Source organism: Streptomyces formicae (assembly GCF_002556545.1).
In the GTDB taxonomy this organism is placed as follows: Bacteria; Actinomycetota; Actinomycetes; order Streptomycetales; family Streptomycetaceae; genus Streptomyces; species Streptomyces formicae_A.
Map to the genome: position 1 here is coordinate 7,349,611 of NZ_CP022685.1, position 16,306 is coordinate 7,365,916.

General features: G+C 73.5%; 11 protein-coding genes. 6 read left to right on the forward strand and 5 right to left on the reverse strand.

Features of this window, described 5'->3' with window-relative positions:
- The first annotated feature begins 61 nt into the window (after positions 1-61).
- The 3 genes from phsA to KY5_RS32005 all read left to right on the forward strand — a co-directional run bounded on the left by phsA (position 62) and on the right by KY5_RS32005 (position 3,966).
- Positions 62-1,975 (forward strand): O-aminophenol oxidase PhsA, encoded by a 1,914-nt coding sequence (phsA, locus tag KY5_RS31995; protein ID WP_199843336.1) that lies wholly within the window; start codon positions 62-64, stop codon positions 1,973-1,975.
- Between the two features lie 80 nt (positions 1,976-2,055).
- Complete coding sequence (locus KY5_RS32000; protein WP_098245471.1) at positions 2,056-2,730, forward strand: PDZ domain-containing protein; 675 nt, start codon at positions 2,056-2,058, stop codon at positions 2,728-2,730.
- Between the two features lie 87 nt (positions 2,731-2,817).
- Positions 2,818-3,966: an aminopeptidase P family protein gene (locus tag KY5_RS32005; protein WP_098245472.1), complete on the forward strand. Its 1,149-nt coding sequence runs from the start codon at positions 2,818-2,820 to the stop codon at positions 3,964-3,966.
- 9 nt (positions 3,967-3,975) lie between these two features.
- Here KY5_RS32005 and KY5_RS32010 read toward each other — a convergent pair whose 3' ends face one another.
- A complete protein-coding gene (locus KY5_RS32010; protein WP_098245473.1) occupies positions 3,976-4,989 on the reverse strand; it encodes an aldo/keto reductase in 1,014 nt (337 codons plus the stop codon).
- Between the two features lie 49 nt (positions 4,990-5,038).
- Complete coding sequence (gene treZ, locus KY5_RS32015) at positions 5,039-6,784, reverse strand: malto-oligosyltrehalose trehalohydrolase (RefSeq protein WP_098245474.1); 1,746 nt, start codon at positions 6,782-6,784, stop codon at positions 5,039-5,041.
- A gap of 144 nt (positions 6,785-6,928) precedes the next feature.
- Between treZ and KY5_RS32020 the strand changes: the two genes are divergently transcribed.
- The gene (locus KY5_RS32020) at positions 6,929-7,480 is read left to right on the forward strand and encodes a DUF1707 and FHA domain-containing protein (protein WP_098245475.1); all 552 of its coding nucleotides are present in this window, start codon (positions 6,929-6,931) and stop codon (positions 7,478-7,480) included.
- A gap of 31 nt (positions 7,481-7,511) precedes the next feature.
- On the opposite strand, the gene KY5_RS32025 is transcribed toward KY5_RS32020, so the two are convergent.
- The gene (locus KY5_RS32025; protein WP_418952833.1) at positions 7,512-8,783 is read right to left on the reverse strand and encodes a M14 family zinc carboxypeptidase; all 1,272 of its coding nucleotides are present in this window, start codon (positions 8,781-8,783) and stop codon (positions 7,512-7,514) included.
- A 363-nt stretch (positions 8,784-9,146) separates the two neighbouring features.
- Between KY5_RS32025 and KY5_RS32030 the strand changes: the two genes are divergently transcribed.
- Positions 9,147-10,325 (forward strand): cytochrome P450, encoded by a 1,179-nt coding sequence (locus tag KY5_RS32030; protein WP_234362959.1) that lies wholly within the window; start codon positions 9,147-9,149, stop codon positions 10,323-10,325.
- Between the two features lie 21 nt (positions 10,326-10,346).
- On the opposite strand, the gene treY is transcribed toward KY5_RS32030, so the two are convergent.
- Positions 10,347-12,779 carry a malto-oligosyltrehalose synthase gene (treY, locus tag KY5_RS32035; RefSeq protein WP_098245476.1) on the reverse strand — a complete coding sequence of 811 codons (2,433 nt, stop codon included), beginning with the start codon at positions 12,777-12,779 and terminating at the stop codon, positions 10,347-10,349.
- 81 nt (positions 12,780-12,860) lie between these two features.
- Between treY and KY5_RS32040 the strand changes: the two genes are divergently transcribed.
- A complete protein-coding gene (locus KY5_RS32040; RefSeq protein WP_098245477.1) occupies positions 12,861-14,138 on the forward strand; it encodes an MFS transporter in 1,278 nt (425 codons plus the stop codon).
- On the opposite strand, the gene glgX is transcribed toward KY5_RS32040, so the two are convergent.
- Complete coding sequence (glgX, locus tag KY5_RS32045; protein ID WP_098245478.1) at positions 14,113-16,221, reverse strand: glycogen debranching protein GlgX; 2,109 nt, start codon at positions 16,219-16,221, stop codon at positions 14,113-14,115. The two genes, KY5_RS32040 and glgX, sit on opposite strands and share 26 nt — an antisense overlap.
- Between the last annotated feature and the right edge of the window lie 85 nt (positions 16,222-16,306).

Here is a 16,306-nt window from a genome sequence, read left to right on the forward strand (position 1 = left end):
TGAAGTGAAGGCGGCCTTCTACCGGCCGTGACATGGGGGATGAACACGGGGGTGTTCGATCGTGACCGACATCATTGACCACATCGCAGACCGCATCACGGACCGACTGCTCGGCGACGAGCCCGAGCCCGGGGCGGCGGCCCTTGCCGACGGCGAACTGGTGCCGTTCGTAGCGCCGTTGACCGTCCCGCCGGTGCTGCGGCCCGACTCCGCGGACGTGCGCGAGGAGACGGAGATCGCGCTGCGCCCCGCCTGGGTGCGCCTGCACCCGCAGCTGCCACCGACGCTGATGTGGGGATACGACGGCTCGGTGCCGGGCCCGACCATCGAGGTGCGCCGCGGACAGCGCATCCGCATCGCCTGGACCAACCGCGTCCCCAAGGACTCCGCGTTTCCCGTCACCGCCGTCGAGGTGCCGCGCGGCGACCCGCGGAAGGACCCCTCGCCGGGCACGCTGCCCGGCCGCGCGGGCGTCGAGCCGAACAAGGACGTGGCGGCACTGCCCGCCTGGGCCGTGACCCATCTGCACGGCGCGCAGACGGGCGGCGGCAACGACGGTTGGGCGGACAACGCCGTGGGGTACGGCGACGCACAGCTCTCCGAGTACCCGAACGACCACCAGGCGGTCCAGTGGTGGTACCACGACCACGCCATGAACATCACCCGGTGGAACGTCCAGGCGGGCCTGTACGGCACCTACCTCGTCCGGGACGACGAGGAGGACGCGCTCCAACTGCCGTGCGGCGACCGGGAGATCCCCCTCCTGCTCGCCGACAGGAACCTGGACACGGACGCCGACGGTCGGCTGAACGGTCGCCTGCTGCACAAGACGGTCATCGTCGACCCGAAGAACGCCGAGACGGGCAAGCCGGTCTCGCTGCCCTTCACCGGCCCCTACAGCACGGTCAACGGCCGCATCTGGCCGTACGCGGACGTGGACGCGGCCTGGTACCGCTTCCGCCTGGTCAACGCGTCGAACGCGCGCGTGTACGACCTGGTCCTCATCGACGAGGACGGCAACCCGGTGACCGGCGTCCTGCACCAGATCGGCAGCGACGGCGGGCTCCTGCCGCGCCCCGTGCCGGTGGACTTCGACGCCGCGCTGCCGACGCTCACCGTCGCGCCCGCCGAGCGGATGGACCTGCTCGTCGACTTCAGGGAGCTCGCGGGCCGCCGCCTCCGCCTGGTCAACAAGGGCCGTGCCCAGGCTCCCGGTGTGCCGGACGTGCCGAACGACGTGCGCTATCCGCAGGTCATGGAGTTCCGCGTGGGCGAGTGCGCGGAGCCGGACACGTTCGAACTGCCGGAGGTCCTCTCGGGCTCGTTCCGCCCGCTCTCGCACGACATCGAGCACGGCCACCGCCTGATCGTGCTCACCCCGCCCGCCACGAAGGGCGGCGGCGGCCACCCGGAGATCTGGGAGATGACCGAGATCGCGGAGCCGGGCGACCTCCGGTTCCCGGCCGAGGGGATCATCCAGGTGCGCGGCGCCGACGGCAAGGTCAAGACGTACCGAAGGACCGCCCGCACGTTCAACGACGGCCTCGGCTTCACCATCGCCGAGGGCAGCCACGAGCAGTGGAGCTTCCTGAACCTCGCGGTGAACCCGCCGGTGACCCACCCGATGCACATCCACCTGGCGGACTTCCAGCTCCTGGGCAGGGACGCGTACGACGTCTCGGGCTTCGACGTCACCGTCGGCGGCACCCGCACGCCGATCACCTTCGACCCGGACCGGCAGATCCCGCTGGCGCCCAACGAGCGCGGCTGGAAGGACGTGTTCCTGGTGCCCGGTGGCCAGCAGCTGCGCGTGATGGGCAAGTTCGACGGCGCGTACGGCCGTTTCATGTACCACTGCCATCTCCTGGAGCACGAGGACATGGGCATGATGCGGCCGTTCGTCGTGATGCCGAAGGAGGCACTGAAGTTCGACCACGGCGCGGGGCACGGCGGGCACGACGGGCATTCCGGGTAGGCCCGTACAGCTGGACGTCACCCGTTCGTGAGGCGTCGGTGCCGGGACGCGCCGGGTAGGGCTGTGGCCGGAGGCGAGCCATGGATGACACCGCGTTGCGTCCCAAGCCGATGCCGGGGCAGGAGCCCTGCGGCCCCGGGAGGGCTCCGGGCAGTAGTTCAGGAAGGGGCTTCGGCAAGAGGTCCGGCAACAAATCCGGCAAGAGGTTCGGCGGGGGCCGGCGGCCGCACGCCCTGAGGCGGCGCGGCAGGCGCCTGACGACTCTCCTGTCGGGCCTGCTGCTCGCCGCGGTCCTGGTGCTCTCGGGCATCGGCATCGGGACGGTGGGCGCCACCGTCATCGGCATGAGCAAGCTCGCCGAGATGCAGCGGGCGGCGCCGCCGGGCGCGGGCGCGAAGGCGGGGCACGCTCCCGAGCAGCGGTCTTCCGCGTCCCGCGCACCCGGCGGGGCGCCGCACCACACCGCCGCCCCTGCGAGGCCCGTACGGCCCGCCACCCTCGGCGTCGAGGCCGTCGATGCTCCCGGCGGCCCCGGCGCCCTGCTCGTCGGCGTGCACGTCCCGGGGCCCGGGTACACCGCGGGACTCGTGCGCGGCGACACGCTGCTCGCGTTCGGCGGGACCCGGGTCCGCTCGGCGGCGTCCCTCGCGTCGGCGGTCGCCGGGACGCGTCCGGGCAAGGAGGTGACGCTGACGGTCCGCCACGAGGGCGGTGGGCGACAGGTGCTCTCGGTGCGGCCGGGCGTCGTGACCTGAGTCGGGCAGGCGGGGGGAGAGAGGGGGCCGGGTTCGCGGGTGGGGGCCGGGGCGGGCAGGATGCTGGCGTAGACACCTGGAGGTCTCATGAGCAGCGCGCCCGCGCCCCGCACCGCCGACGAGCCCGTGCCCTTCACCGCTGCCGACTACCGGGCCCGCATGGAGCGGGCCGCCGCCGCGGCGGCCGACGCCGGTCTCGCGGGCGTCCTCGTCGCCCCGGGGCCCGACCTGACGTGGCTCACCGGCTACCGCCCCACCGCCGCCACCGAGCGCCTCACCACGCTCGTGCTCGCCGCGGGCCAGGACCCCGTCCTCGTGGTGCCGACCCTGGAGGCCCCGGACGCCGAGCGGGCCGTGGGCGCCGCCGCGCTCACGCTGCGCGACTGGACCGACGGCAAGGACCCGTACGCCGTCACCGCCCCGCTCCTGGACGTGGACGGCCGCTTCGCGGTGAGCGACAACGCCTGGGCGATGCACCTGCTCGGCTTCCAGAAGGCGCTGCCGGGCACCTCGTACGTCTCCCTCACGGAAGCGCTGCCGATGCTCCGCGCCGTCAAGGACGCCGCCGAGCTGGAGCGGCTCGCGGCGGCCGGTGCCGCGGCCGACGCGACGTACGAGGAGATCCAGAAGGTGCCCTTCGCGGGCCGCAGGGAGACGGACGTCGCCGCCGACCTCGCCGAGCTGCTGCGGCGGTTCGGGCACTCCCAGGTCGACTTCACCGTGGTCGGCTCGGGTCCCAACGGCGCCAACCCCCACCACGAGGCGGGCGAGCGCGTCATCGAGCACGGCGACATGGTCGTCCTCGACTTCGGCGGCCTGCTGCACGGCTACGGCTCGGACACCTCGCGCACGGTCCACGTCGGCGAGCCGACCGCCGAGGAGCAGCGCGTGCACGACGTGGTGCGCGAGGCGCAGGCGGCGGGCTGCGCGGCGGTCAGGCCCGGCGCGGCCTGCCAGGACGTCGACCGCGCCGCCCGCGCAGTGATCACCGAGTTCGGCTACGGCGAGCGCTTCATCCACCGCACCGGACACGGCATCGGCGTCACCACCCACGAACCGCCCTACATGATCGAGGGCGAGGAACAGCCGCTCGTGCCGGGAATGTGCTTCTCCGTAGAGCCCGGCATCTATCTGCCCGGCCGCTTCGGCGTGCGCATCGAGGACATCGTGACCGTCACGGAGGACGGCGGGCGGCGCCTGAACGGCACCGCCCGCGAGATGGCGATCGTCAGCTGAGGCCGCTCGTCAGCTGAAGTCCGTGCGCGGCCCCGTGCGCGGTTCGCGGCCCGGGTAGGACGCCAGGACGTCGTACGGATAGGGCAGCGGTCGCGCGCTCACCGACGTCAGCCGCTCGTCCTGATCGGCCGTCAACTCCCAGCCGGCGGCGCCGAGGTTGTCGCTCAACTGCTCGACGGACCGCGCCCCGACGATGGGCGCGGTCACCCCCGGCCGCTGGAGCAGCCAGCGCAGCGCCACCTGCGCGGGGGTGTGCCCGGTGGCGTCGGCGATCTCCACGAGGGCGTCGACCACCTGCCAGGTCTCCTCGGTGTCCCGCCGCTCCCAGGCGCCCGAACCCCGCGCCCCCTCGGGCGGACTGGCCATGCCGCGCCGGAACTTGCCCGAGAGCCAGCCGCCCTGGAGCGGGCTGTACGGAATGACGCCGACGCCGTCGGCCGCGCTCAGCGGCAGCAGCTCCCACTCGACCTCGCGCGCGAGGAGGTTGTACAGCGGCTGCAGACAGGAGTACGGCTCCCAGTCGCGGGCCCGCGCCACGTCGAGGGCCTTCTGCAACTGCGCCCCGGAGAGGTTGCTCGCCCCCACGTAGCGCACCTTGCCCGCCTTCACGAGGGTGTCCAGCGTGGACAGGGTCTCCTCGATCGGCGTCGTCGCGTCCCACACGTGCGTCTGGTAGAGGTCGATGTAGTCGGTGCCGAGGCGCCGCAGGCTCGCCTCCACCGCCGACACGATGTGCTTGCGGCTCAGGCCGCCCGCGTTGGGGGCGTCGCTCATGGTGGCGAACACCTTGGTGGCGATGACGAGGTCGTCCCTGCGCCGCCCCTTGAGCCAGCGGCCGAGGATTTCCTCCGACACCCCGCGCCCGTACATGTCGGCCGTGTCGATGAACGTGCCGCCCGCTTCCGTGAACGTGTCCAGCATGCGGTGCGACGTCGCCTCGTCGGCACCGCTGCCGAACATCATCGCGCCGAAGCACAGCTCACTGACGCGCAGTCCCGTACGGCCCAGGAATCGCTGCTGCATGGTGCGCCCTCTCCTTGTCGGGTACGTCGTCTCCTCCGCGGTGGCCTACCTACGCGGTGCCCAGGATCACGCACGATTCGGCGGGCAGCCGCACCACCCCGTCCGCGCCGGGAGCCTCGACCGTCTCCCAGGCGGCGAGCACGCGCGCGTGGCGGCCGTCCAGCGGTACGGCGACCTCTTCCTTGCCGAGGTTCACGGCGATCCGCAGGTCCCCGCGCCGGAACGCGAACCAGCGGGCGCTCTCGTCGTGGGCGACCCGTACCGACGCCAGATCGGGGTCGGTCAGATCGCCCCTGGCGCGGCGCAGCGCGATCAGTTCGCGGTGCCAGGCGAGCAGGCGCGCGTGGTGTCCTTCGGCCGGCTCGTCCCAGTCGAGGCAGGACCGGTCCCGCGTGCCGTGGTCCTGCGGATCGGGGATGTCCTCCTCGGCCCAGCCGTGCGCCGCGAACTCCCGCCGCCTGCCCCGGCGTACGGCTTCGGCGAGCTCGGGGTCGGTGTGGTCGGTGAAGAACTGCCAGGGCGTCGTGGCGCCCCACTCCTCGCCCATGAACAGCATCGGCGTGAACGGCCCCGTGAGCGTCAGCGCGGCCGCGCAGGCGAGCAGGCCGGGGGAGAGGGCGGCGGCGAGCCTGTCGCCCTGCGCGCGGTTGCCTATCTGGTCGTGCGTCTGCGCGTAGCCGAGGAAGCGGTACGCGGGGGTCCGCGCGCGGTCCACGGGGCGGCCGTGGGCGCGGCCGCGGAAGGTCGAGTACGTCCCGTCGTGGAAGAAGGCGCGCGTCAGCGTCTTGCCGAGCGCGGCGAGCGGGGCCCGCGCGAAGTCCTCGTAGTAGCCCTGCGATTCGCCGGTGAGCGCGGTGTGCAGGGCGTGGTGGAAGTCGTCGTTCCACTGCGCGTGCAGGCCGAGGCCGCCGGTCGCGCGCGGCGTGACGACCCGTGGATCGGCCAGGTCGGACTCGCCGATCAGGGACAGCGGCCTGCCGAGCTCGGCGGCCAAGGAGTCGACGGCGGCGGAGAGTTCCTCCAGGAAGTGGCACGCGCGCGTGTCGCGCAGCGCGTGCACCGCGTCCAGCCGCAGGCCGTCGATCCGGTAGTCCCGCAGCCAGGCGAGCGCGCTGCCGATCAGGTACGCGCGCACCTCGTCCGAGCCGGGCGCGTCCAGATTGACCGCCGCGCCCCAGGGCGTCTGGTGGGTCTCCGTGAAGTACGGGCCGAACGCGGGCAGGTAGTTGCCGGACGGGCCGAGGTGGTTGTGCACGACGTCGAGGACGACGCCGAGCCCCAGCGCGTGCGCCGCGTCGACAAATCGTTTCAGCGCCTCGGGGCCGCCGTAAGGCTCGTGGACCGCCCACAGCGACACCCCTTCGTAACCCCAGCCGTGGCGGCCGGGGAAGGGGCACAGCGGCATCAACTCCACGTGCGTCACACCGAGCTCGGCGAGATGCCCGAGCCGGGCGGCCGCCGCGTCGAGCGTGCCCTCGCGCGTGTACGTCCCCACGTGCAGCTCGTACAGGACCGCGTCGCGGATGCCGCGCCCCGCCCAGGGCGTGCGCCACGCGTGGCGGGTGTGCTCGACGACGGCGCTGAGTCCGTCGGGCCCGTCCGGCTGGCGCCGCGAGCGCGGGTCGGGCAGGACGGGGCCGCCGTCCAGCGAGAAGCCGTAGCGCGTGCCGTCCCGGGCCTCCGCGTCCACCGTCCACCACCCCGCGCGCTCCTCGTCACGCGCCAACGCGTGCGTGTCGCCCGCGCACTCCAGTGCGACCTGCGCGGCCTGCGGTGCCCACACCTCGAACCTCACCGACGGTTCCCCTCGTCTGCCGTCCGTCACCTCGTGCGTCCCATGGTGCGTCAGGAGCGGTGGGCCTGTCGGGAGAAGCCGACGATCGGCCGTGGCCTCCGCGCAATCTGGACACCCGGGCCGGGCTTGGCGGACAATCGCCTGGTGACATCCTCCTTCGAGTTCTCCACATACCCCGCGCGCGTGACGGACGCCGAGCGCGACCGGGCGCTGGACGCACTCAAGGAGGGCGCCGCGCTCGGCAGGCTCTCCCACGACACGTTCCTGCGGCGCATGGAGCTGGTGCTCTCCGCCAGCAAGCCGGACGAACTGGCCGTGCTCACCGCCGATCTGCGCACCGAGAGCCGCTGGCAGCGGGCGGTGCTCGGCGGCGTCGAGGCGGTCTCCGGTTTCACGATGAAGCTGCGCAGGGCGTGGCAGGCCGAGCGCCTGCCGAAGCTGATGCTGCCGTCTCCGGAGAGCCCGTACCCGCTGCGCATCGGGCGCGACCCGGCCAACGGGCTGCGGCTCAGCCACGACACCGTCTCCCGCGTCCACGCCGAGCTGCGCAGGCAGGGCGGCATGTGGGTGCTGCGCGACCTCGGCTCGACCAACGGCACGTCGGTGAACGGCCGCAGGGTGACCGGCGCGGCCGTCGTCCAGGACGGCGACCTGGTGAGCTTCGGGCGGATGGCCTTCCGCCTCTCCGTCACCTGACCCGGTGCGAAGGATCACCCGGTGCGAAGGATCAGTCGCCCGGTACGCGCGCGTGGCGGGCGGCGGCGAGCGTGGTCCTCGACTGGTGCTCCACCTGGTCCTCCATCGGCACCCAGCGGGCCCTGAACCGCTCGGCGAAGGCGTTGCTCCAGAGCGTCACGAGCTGTTCGAGACGGGGCGCCGCGCGGTCCCCCGCGTCCTCCAGGACCCGTAGCAGCATCGCGGCCGCGCGCAGCGGCAGCCGGCGGCCGAAGGCGTCGACGCTCCCGATGTACGCCCTGCTCGTGCCCGCGGGCGGCAGCCGTCCCCAGTCGTCGGCGAGCCCGGGAACCAGGGCGAGGGCCCAGCGCGCGGCCCTCAGCAGCGGTCCCTCGGCGCCCTCGGGGAGCCGCGGCAGCGCCTCGACGAGGATCTCCTCGACCAGGCCCGCGTCCCGCCGCAGCCGCCGCGCCAGGATCCGCATCGCCCGCACCGGGGACGGGTGCGTCGCGGCGTCGTCGACCAGGTCGCTCGCCCACATCGGCACCTCGACGATCGCGGTGCGGCCGCCGTACCGGTGGGCGTGGTGCCAGGTGGTGAGCCTGGCGTCCTCCGGCAGGCTCGGGTAGGCGGCGTCAACGCCGGGTCCGGGCAGGATGTGCACGCCGGGTCCGGAGGCCGGCCAGCCCGCCGCGTCCGACGCCCCCGCCTCGACCGGGATGTGCAGCTCGGCCGCCGACTTGGCGAACGGCTCGGCGAGCCCAGGGATGTCCTTCGTCAACTGCACCCAGCTGCCGCCCAGATCGGTGCCGTGCAGGGACACCTGCAAGTACGGCCGCAGTTCGTCGATGACCGAGGTCAGGGCGCGGGTCTCGGGAGGCAGCAGGTCCGGCGGCAGTACGGAGGGCGACCACTCGGGCTGCTCGGGACCCGCCGGGCGGAAGAAGTTCCGGTGGTAGTCCAGGAGCGTGCGCGGGGCGGGCGTGCGGTGCAGGTGCGCGCCGTCCGGGTCCGCGCAGAGCAGGAAGTGCCAGGAGGTGTCGGCGCGCAGCCGTCGGTCGCGCAGGGTCCACTCGGCGAGGTGCAGGAGGGTGGAGCCGCCGGTCGGTTCGTTGGCGTGTGCCCCCGCGACGACGAGGACGGCGCGGGCGGAGCGCCCCACGGAGAGCAGATGCAGCGGCCTGCCCGCGCGTGACGCGCCGATCTGCCGCAGGGTGCCCAGGTCGGGGCGGTGGGCGACCAACTGCTGTGCGGAAGAGGTGAGTTCGGGAACAGTGGGGTAGCGCTGCACCGCCAGTTGACTCACCCCCGTCTGGTCCGCCACTGACGCAATCCGCAGTACGCCACGCCCCGCGTGCGGTGTCAAGGTCGCCTGCGGCCCCGCCGCGCGCCGGGCGCCCGTCACTCGTACGGGCGTACGGAGCCTGCGCCGCGCGCTCCCCGGTGATGTCCTTGGACACACCTCCGCGGCGCCACGCCGCACCGACGCACAGGTGGGAGCCCCGCGGTGCGCTGCTTCCCGCCCCACGTCCCGCCTCACGTTCCGCCCCACGTCCCGTTCCCGGAGCGCGGGACCGTTGAGGCCCCCTCGGCTGTGGACGGCCGCGACGCCTTGGACTGCTTCACTGCGGGGTTGCCTGGGCTGGCTGGGTTGCCTGGGTCGGCGGCGGACGGTGGGAGTAGTGCCTTGGCCCGTCCCCCGGCGGAGGCACCCGCGCCGGGCCCGCACGCCGCCTCTTCGGCCGACGTGGAGATACCCACCCTCACCGTCCCGGTGACCACGTCGCCCGACGTGGCGCGCGACCCGTATCCGCTGTACCGGGTGCTCCGGGAGCGGCGTCCCCTCGTGCGCGACGAGGGGACCGGCGCGTGGCTGGTCAGTCGGTACCGGGATGTGTGTGCCGCGCTCGCGAGGCCGCGGCTCGTCGCGCCGCCGCCGGGGCGCGGCCTCGCGCACATGGAGGGGCCCACGCACCTCGCGCACCGCGCGCTCGTCTCGTCCGCGCTGCGCGGCCGCGCCCTGGCCGCGCTCGCCGCGGGCGTCTCGCGTACCGCCTACGTCCTGGCCCGCCGCATCGCCGCACGCCAGGAGGCCGACCTCGTCGCCGAGTTCTGTCAGTGGCTGCCGACCGCCGCGGCCGTCGCCGCGCTCGGCCTGCCCTACGAAGACGCCGCCCGCGTCCAGGAGTTGTGCCGCGGCGGGCTCGCCCACCTCGGCGGCGCGCACCACCGGGACCTCGAAGCCTGTCTGCGGCCCCATCTGGCGCGCCGCAGGGCCCACCCGGGCCACGACCTGCTCTCCGTCCTGTGCACGGCCGAGATCGACGGACGCCCGCTGTCCGACGAGACCGTGATGGGCGTCGCGGGGACCCTGCTCGGCGGCGGGGGCGAGGCCGCGGCGCTCGCGCTCGGCTCGTTCCTCGCCAATCTCCTCGACCATCCGGGGCAGTTGGCCCTCATCAGGGAGCGCCCCGAGCTGATACCCGGGGCGTGGGCGGAGTCGCTGCGCCGCGACCCGGCCGCCCACGTGGTGCTGCGCCGCGCGGCCCGCCCTGTCACCGTGGCGGGCGTCCCGCTGCCCGCGGGGGCGGTCGTGGCCTGCCTGGTCGGCTCGGCGGGCCGCGACCCCGCGCGGTTCGCCGACCCGGACCGGTACGACATCTTCCGCGCGGATCCCGGCCGCGTAGCGTTCGGCGCGGGCCGCCACGCCTGCCCGGGCGCCGAACTCGCGGCGCTCACCGCCGAGCACGGCCTGCGGGCCCTGCTCGACGCGCTGCCTGGCCTGCGCTGGGCGCCGGGCTTCCGACCGGCGCCCGAGGGGCTCCTGACGCGCGGGCCGCGCACCCTCCTCGTACGCCACGGGTGAGCGACCGCCCGGGTGGTCTCGCTACTCCTCGGCGAGGCGGGTGAGGAGCACGACGGGGGACTCGGCGAAGAGCGCCGCCACGCGCGTGTGCCCGTCGAACTCCCGCTCCGGAGCGAGCACATCCGCCCACCGTCCCGCGGGCAGCGCCAGCTCCGTCTCCCGCCAGCCCCCGGCCTCCTCCAGGCGCAGGGAAAGCCGCGTCACCGCCACCACGACCTCTCCGGAGCGCGCGTACGCCACACAGTGCGCCGCGCCGGGCCCCTCGGCGGTCAGCGGCTCGTACGTCGCCGCGCCCCCGAACAGCTCGTGCCGCCGCGCGCGCAGGCGCAGCGCCGCCGCGGTGAGCGCGAGCTTCTCCTCCGAGAGGTCCCAGCGTTCCCGCTGGGTGTCGAGCCGCTCCAGGACGTGCGGCTGGAACCGCGCGGGCCCGCGGTTGTCCGGGTCGACGAGGGCGCGGTACTCGCCCTCGGTGCCCTGGTAGAGGTCGGGCACCCCGGGCATCGTCAGATGCGTCAGCGCGGCGCCGAGGACGATCGCCCGCACGTGGGGGGCCAGTTCGCGCACGAAGGAGGCGACGGCGTACAGCGGGGGCCCGCAAGGACCCGCGTCGGCGAACGCGGTCACCGCCTTCTCGTACGCCTCGTCGGGCTCCGTCCAACTGGTGTGCAGGCCCGCCTCGCGCACGTGCTTGAGGAGCGCGTTCTGCAGCCGCGAGTCGTACGGGAAGCCGAAGCCGACCGCGGTCTGCCAGGCCGCCCAGGCCAGTTGGGGATCGGGCGCGCAGGCCCCGCCCGCGCGCGTGGTCTGCTCGGTCAGCTCGACGAGCAGGTCGGCCCACCGCCGCGGGCACTGCGTGAGGACGGCGATGCCCGCGCGCACGTCCGCGCTGCGCTTGGTGTCGTGCGTCGAGAGGACCGTGCTCGAGTAGGGCCAGTCGCGCTGCACGCGCGCGCAGTACGCGTGGAAGGTCTCCACGGAGACCGCGGGCCGCTCCGGCGCGCCGCCCACCTCCGCGGCCGAGAGCAGCGGGGCGTGCCGGTAGAACGCCGTGTCCTCGACCGCCTTGGCGCGCAGCGCGGACGCCGTCTGCGCGAACCGCGCGCGGAACTCCTCCACCGCGGCCGCCGAAGGCCCCTCCAGGGCCCCGGCACGCCCCAGTGCCAAGTCCCTCACGACATCGACCGCCGCGGCCTCCTCGGGCACACTGAAGGCCGTCCTGGCCTCATCGGCGGCCCCGGGGGTGAGGACCGTCTCGGGGTCCGCGCCCCCACGGGCGTACGGCCGGTAGACGGGCAGCCGCACGAGCAGCTCCCTGAGGGCGGTGCGCAGCGCCCACGGCGCGTGGTCGCCCAGGGCGGGGTCCGCGGCGCAGATCGCCGCGGCCACGCGCGTGAGGCGGTCCACCTCGGCGGCCAGCTCGTGCGTGACGACCTTGTACGCGGCGCGGCGCACCGTCGGCCCCCAGTCGCCGCCCCGGTCGGCGGGCGGCGCGGCGAAGCGCCGGTACTGGCCCAGGAGTTCACCGGCGCCCGCCGGGTCGGTGAAGACGCCGTCGACGTGGCGCAGCGCGTCGTAGCCGGTGGTGCCCGCCACCGGCCAGGCGGCGGGCAGCCGTTCGCCGTCGGCGAGGATCTTCTCGACGACCGTCCAGCGCCCCTCGGTGGCCTCGTGCAGCCGCTGGAGGTACGCCCCGGGGTCCGCGAGCCCGTCGGGATGGTCGATCCGCAGTCCGTCGACGACTCCTTCGCGCAGCAGCCGCAGCACCGTCGCATGGGTCGCGTCGAACACCTCGGGGTCCTCGACGCGCACCCCTATGAGGTCCGAAATGGTGAAGAAGCGCCGGTAGTTGAGCTCGGTACGGGCCAGTCGCCACCAGGCGAGCCGGTACCACTGCGCGTCCAGGAGCGCGGGCAGCGGCAGCTCCTCGGTGCCCTCGCGGATCGGGAACGCGTGCTCGTGGTAGCGCAGGATCCGCCCGTCGACCCGCAGCCGGGGGAGCTCGTCGCCGATCCTGCCGCCGAGGAAGGGCAGCAGGACGCGCCCTGCGTGCGCCTCCCAGTCGATGTCGAACCAGCGCGCGTAGGGCGAGGCGGGGCCCTCGCGCAGCACCTCCCACAGGGCGTGGTTGTGGCGCGGCACGGCCGCCATGTGGTTGGGCACGATGTCCACGACGAGGCCGAGCCCGGCGCCCCGCGCGGTGCGCGAGAGGGCCCGGAGGCCCGCCTCGCCGCCGAGTTCGCCCCGTACGCACGCGTGGTCGGTCACGTCGTAGCCGTGCGTGGAGCCCGGGACCGCTTCCAGCACCGGCGACAGGTGCAGGTGCGAGACCCCGAGCGAGGCCAGGTAGGGGACGGCCGCCTCGGCGGCGGCGAAGGGGAAGTCGGGCTGCATCTGGAGCCGGTACGTGGCGGTCGGTGCGGGCGGCACCGCGGGCCGTGGGCGCTCAGGCGTCATGCGAACGTACGTACCCGCCTGGACGGCTTTCGTGCCATCGGCCCATGCGTGTCTGTCCTACGGCGTCGTTAGCGTCGGACGATGGCTCGGAGCACGCTGGACGCGTATCGCAAGGTGATCGGGATGACCGGGGCGCTGCTCCCGGTGGTGTCGTTCCTCGGCAGGCTCCCCGTGGCCATGATCCAGTTCGGCAGCGTGCTCCTGGTGACCGAGACCAGCGGATCGCTGGCCACCGGCGGCATCGTCGCCTGTGCGCTCGCCCTCGGCCAGGTGGGCGCGGGCCCGTTCGTCGGACGCCTCGCGGACCGGCACGGGCAGCGCCGCGTCGTCCTCGTCTGCTCGCTCGGCAACGCCGTGGCCATCGCGGCGTACACCCTGGGCGCCCTGGCGGACCTGCCGACTCCGGCGCTCGTGGCCCTGGGTGTCCTCGCGGGCGCGACGATCCCGGGGATCGGCCCCCTCGCCAGGGCCCGCGTCGTGCCCCTGGTCCGCGCCAAGGGCGGCGACGACAGGATCGCGGGCACCGTGCTGTCCCTGGAGAGCACGATGGACGAGCTGTCCTTCGTGCTCGGCCCCGCCCTGGTGGGCCTCGCGTCGGTGGCGGGCCACCCGGCGTACGCCTTCGGGGCGGCCGCGCTTCTGGTCGCCCTCTGCGGGACGGCGTTCGCGCTGCACCCCACGGGGCGTACCGCGAGGACCGCCGCCGGGGGACCGGCACGCGCGCGGGGGCCGCGCCCGCGCCTGCCGCGCTCGGTGTACGTCGTACGGATCGGTCTGGTCTTCCTCGGCGTGCTGCTCGGCGCCTGCGGGGCGGGGATCACCGCGCTCACCCAGGAGTTGGGGCAGCCGGGGCAGGCCGGGCTCGTCTACGCCGCGATGGGGGTCATGAGCGCCGTCGTGGGTCTCTCGATGGCGGCGCTGCCCGAGCGCTTCGGGCTGCTCGCGCGCTGGCGCGTGGCGACGGCGGCCGCCGCGCTCCTCTCGCTGCCCCTGGTGTGGACGGACAGCCTGATGGGCCTCTACGTAGTGGTCACCTTCTTCGGCGCGATCTATGCCCCGAACCTCATCACCGGCTTCGCGCTCACCGAGCGTGCCGTGCCCCCGCAGCGCCTCGCCGAGGGCATGACGTTCGCGGCGAGCGCCTTCGTCGGCGGTCAGGCGGTCACCCTCGCGGTGGCGGGCAGGATCGCGGAATCCCACGGCGCGGGGGCGGCGTTCGCCTTGGGGAGCGCGGCCGCGGCCGTCGCCTTCGGCATCGCCCTGGTCGCACGCCACGAGGCGTCTCCTGGGCCACCCCAGGAGACGCCCGCGGAACCGCTCGGGGCCGCGGCCCTCACGCCGGACGCTGGAGCACCGTGAGGCACCGGTCGGCCAGCGTGATCCGGTCGCCCGCCCGCACCTTCCGGCCCGTGTCGGGCGGCACCCCGTCCTCCCGCGCCGTGTCCACCACGACCTGCCACTGACGGCCGTGGTTGACCGGCACCACGAACTCCAGGGGCTCCGGTGACGCGTTGAACATCAGCAGGAACGAATCGTCGGTGATCCGCTCGTTGCGCGGCCCCGGCTCCGAGATCGCGTTGCCGTTCAGGAAGACGCTCAGCGCCCGTGCCTGCGAGGCGCCCCAGTCGTCCTCCGTCATCTCGTCGCCCTCCGGCGTGAACCAGGCGATGTCCGAGAGCTCGTCGTGGGTGCCCTGTACGGGCCTGCCGTGGAAGAACCGGCGCCTGCGGAAGACCGGATGGTCCCGCCGGAGCATGGCCATCGCGCGCGTGAAGGCGAGCATCGAGCTCTCGCCCTCCGGCCAGCGCACCCACGCCACCTCGTTGTCCTGGCAGTAGGCGTTGTTGTTGCCGCCCTGGGTGCGCGCGAACTCGTCGCCGTGGCTGAGCATCGGCACGCCCTGGGAGAGCATCAGCGTGGCGATGAAGTTCCGCATCTGCCGCGCCCGCAGCGCGAGCACCCCGGGATCGTCCGTCTCGCCCTCGGCGCCGCAGTTCCAGGACCGGTTGTGGCTCTCACCGTCCTGGTTGTCCTCGCCGTTGGCCTCGTTGTGCTTGTCGTTGTAGGAGACGAGGTCGTGCAGCGTGAACCCGTCGTGGCAGGTGGTGAAGTTGATCGAGGCGAGCGGACGCCGTCCGTCGTCCTGGTAGAGGTCGGACGAGCCGGTCAGCCGGGAGGCGAACTCCGCGAGCGTGCGCTGCTCGCCACGCCACAGGTCGCGGACCGTGTCGCGGTACATGCCGTTCCACTCGGTCCACAGCGCGGGGAAGTTGCCCACTTGATAGCCGCCCTCGCCGACGTCCCAGGGCTCGGCGATCAGCTTCACCTGGCTCACCACCGGGTCCTGCTGCACCAGGTCGAAGAAGGACGAGAGCCGGTCCACCTCGTGGAACTGCCGCGCCAGCGTGGCCGCGAGGTCGAAGCGGAACCCGTCGACATGCATGTCCGTGACCCAGTGCCGCAGCGAATCCATGATCATCTGGAGCACGTGCGGCGACCGCATCAGGAGCGAGTTGCCCGTCCCCGTGGTGTCCATGTAGTAGCGCGGGTCGTCGGTGAGGCGGTAGTACGACGCGTTGTCCAGGCCCTTGAAGGAGAGCGTGGGGCCCAGGTGGTTGCCCTCGGCCGTGTGGTTGTAGACGACGTCGAGGATCACCTCGATGTCCGCCTCGTGCAGCGCCTTGACGGCCTGCTTGAACTCCAGGACCTGCTCGCCCCTGTCGCCCCAGGAGGCGTACGCGTTGTGCGGGGCGAAGAAGCCGATGGTGTTGTAGCCCCAGTAGTTGTTGAGGCCCATGTCCACCAGGCGGTGGTCGTTCACGAACTGGTGGACCGGCATCAGCTCCAGAGCCGTGACGCCCAGCTCGGTGAGGTGCTCGATGATCGCCGGATGCCCGAGGGCCGCGTACGAACCGCGCAGCTCGTCAGGCAGGTCCGGATGGAGCATCGTCAGGCCCTTCACATGGGCCTCGTAGATCACGGTTTGGTGGTACGGAGTGCGCGGCGGCCGGTCGTCGCCCCAGTCGAAGTACGGATTGACCACGACCGACGTCATCATGTGCGGCGCCGAGTCCAGGTCGTTGCGCTCCTCGGGGTCCTCGAAGTGATAGCCGTACACCTCCTCGCCCCACTCGACGCGCCCGCTGACGGCGCGCGCGTACGGATCGAGCAGCAGCTTCGCCGAGTTGCAGCGGTGCCCCTGCTCGGGTGCGTAGGGGCCGTGCACGCGGAAGCCGTACCGCTGTCCCGGCATGATGCCGGGGAGGTACGCGTGCCGCACGAAGGCGTCGGACTCGCGCAGCTCGATGGCTGTCTCCGAGCCGTCGTCGTGCAGAAGGCACAGCTCGACGCGCTCTGCGGCCTCGGAGAAGACCGCGAAGTTTGTACCGGCTCCGTCGTATGTGGCACCTAACGGGTACGCCTGCCCAGGCCAGACCTGCATGAAGAAGACTCTTCCACTAACGCGCCCTCCGGTTGGGGCCACTTCGGCCAGAGTGTGCCCGAAAGTGGGGCAACCACCCAGGAGT

What these genes read in the sequence shown, in the direction of transcription:
- KY5_RS32010 (WP_098245473.1), bottom strand. Translation starts at nt 4,989, where the DNA reads ATGCAGCAGCGATTCCTGGGCCGTACGGGACTGCGCGTCAGTGAGCTG.
- glgX (WP_098245478.1), bottom strand. Translation starts at nt 16,221, where the DNA reads ATGCAGGTCTGGCCTGGGCAGGCGTACCCGTTAGGTGCCACATACGAC.
- treY (WP_098245476.1), bottom strand. Translation starts at nt 12,779, where the DNA reads ATGACGCCTGAGCGCCCACGGCCCGCGGTGCCGCCCGCACCGACCGCC.
- KY5_RS32005 (WP_098245472.1), top strand. Translation starts at nt 2,818, where the DNA reads ATGAGCAGCGCGCCCGCGCCCCGCACCGCCGACGAGCCCGTGCCCTTC.
- KY5_RS32000 (WP_098245471.1), top strand. Translation starts at nt 2,056, where the DNA reads ATGGATGACACCGCGTTGCGTCCCAAGCCGATGCCGGGGCAGGAGCCC.
- KY5_RS32040 (WP_098245477.1), top strand. Translation starts at nt 12,861, where the DNA reads ATGGCTCGGAGCACGCTGGACGCGTATCGCAAGGTGATCGGGATGACC.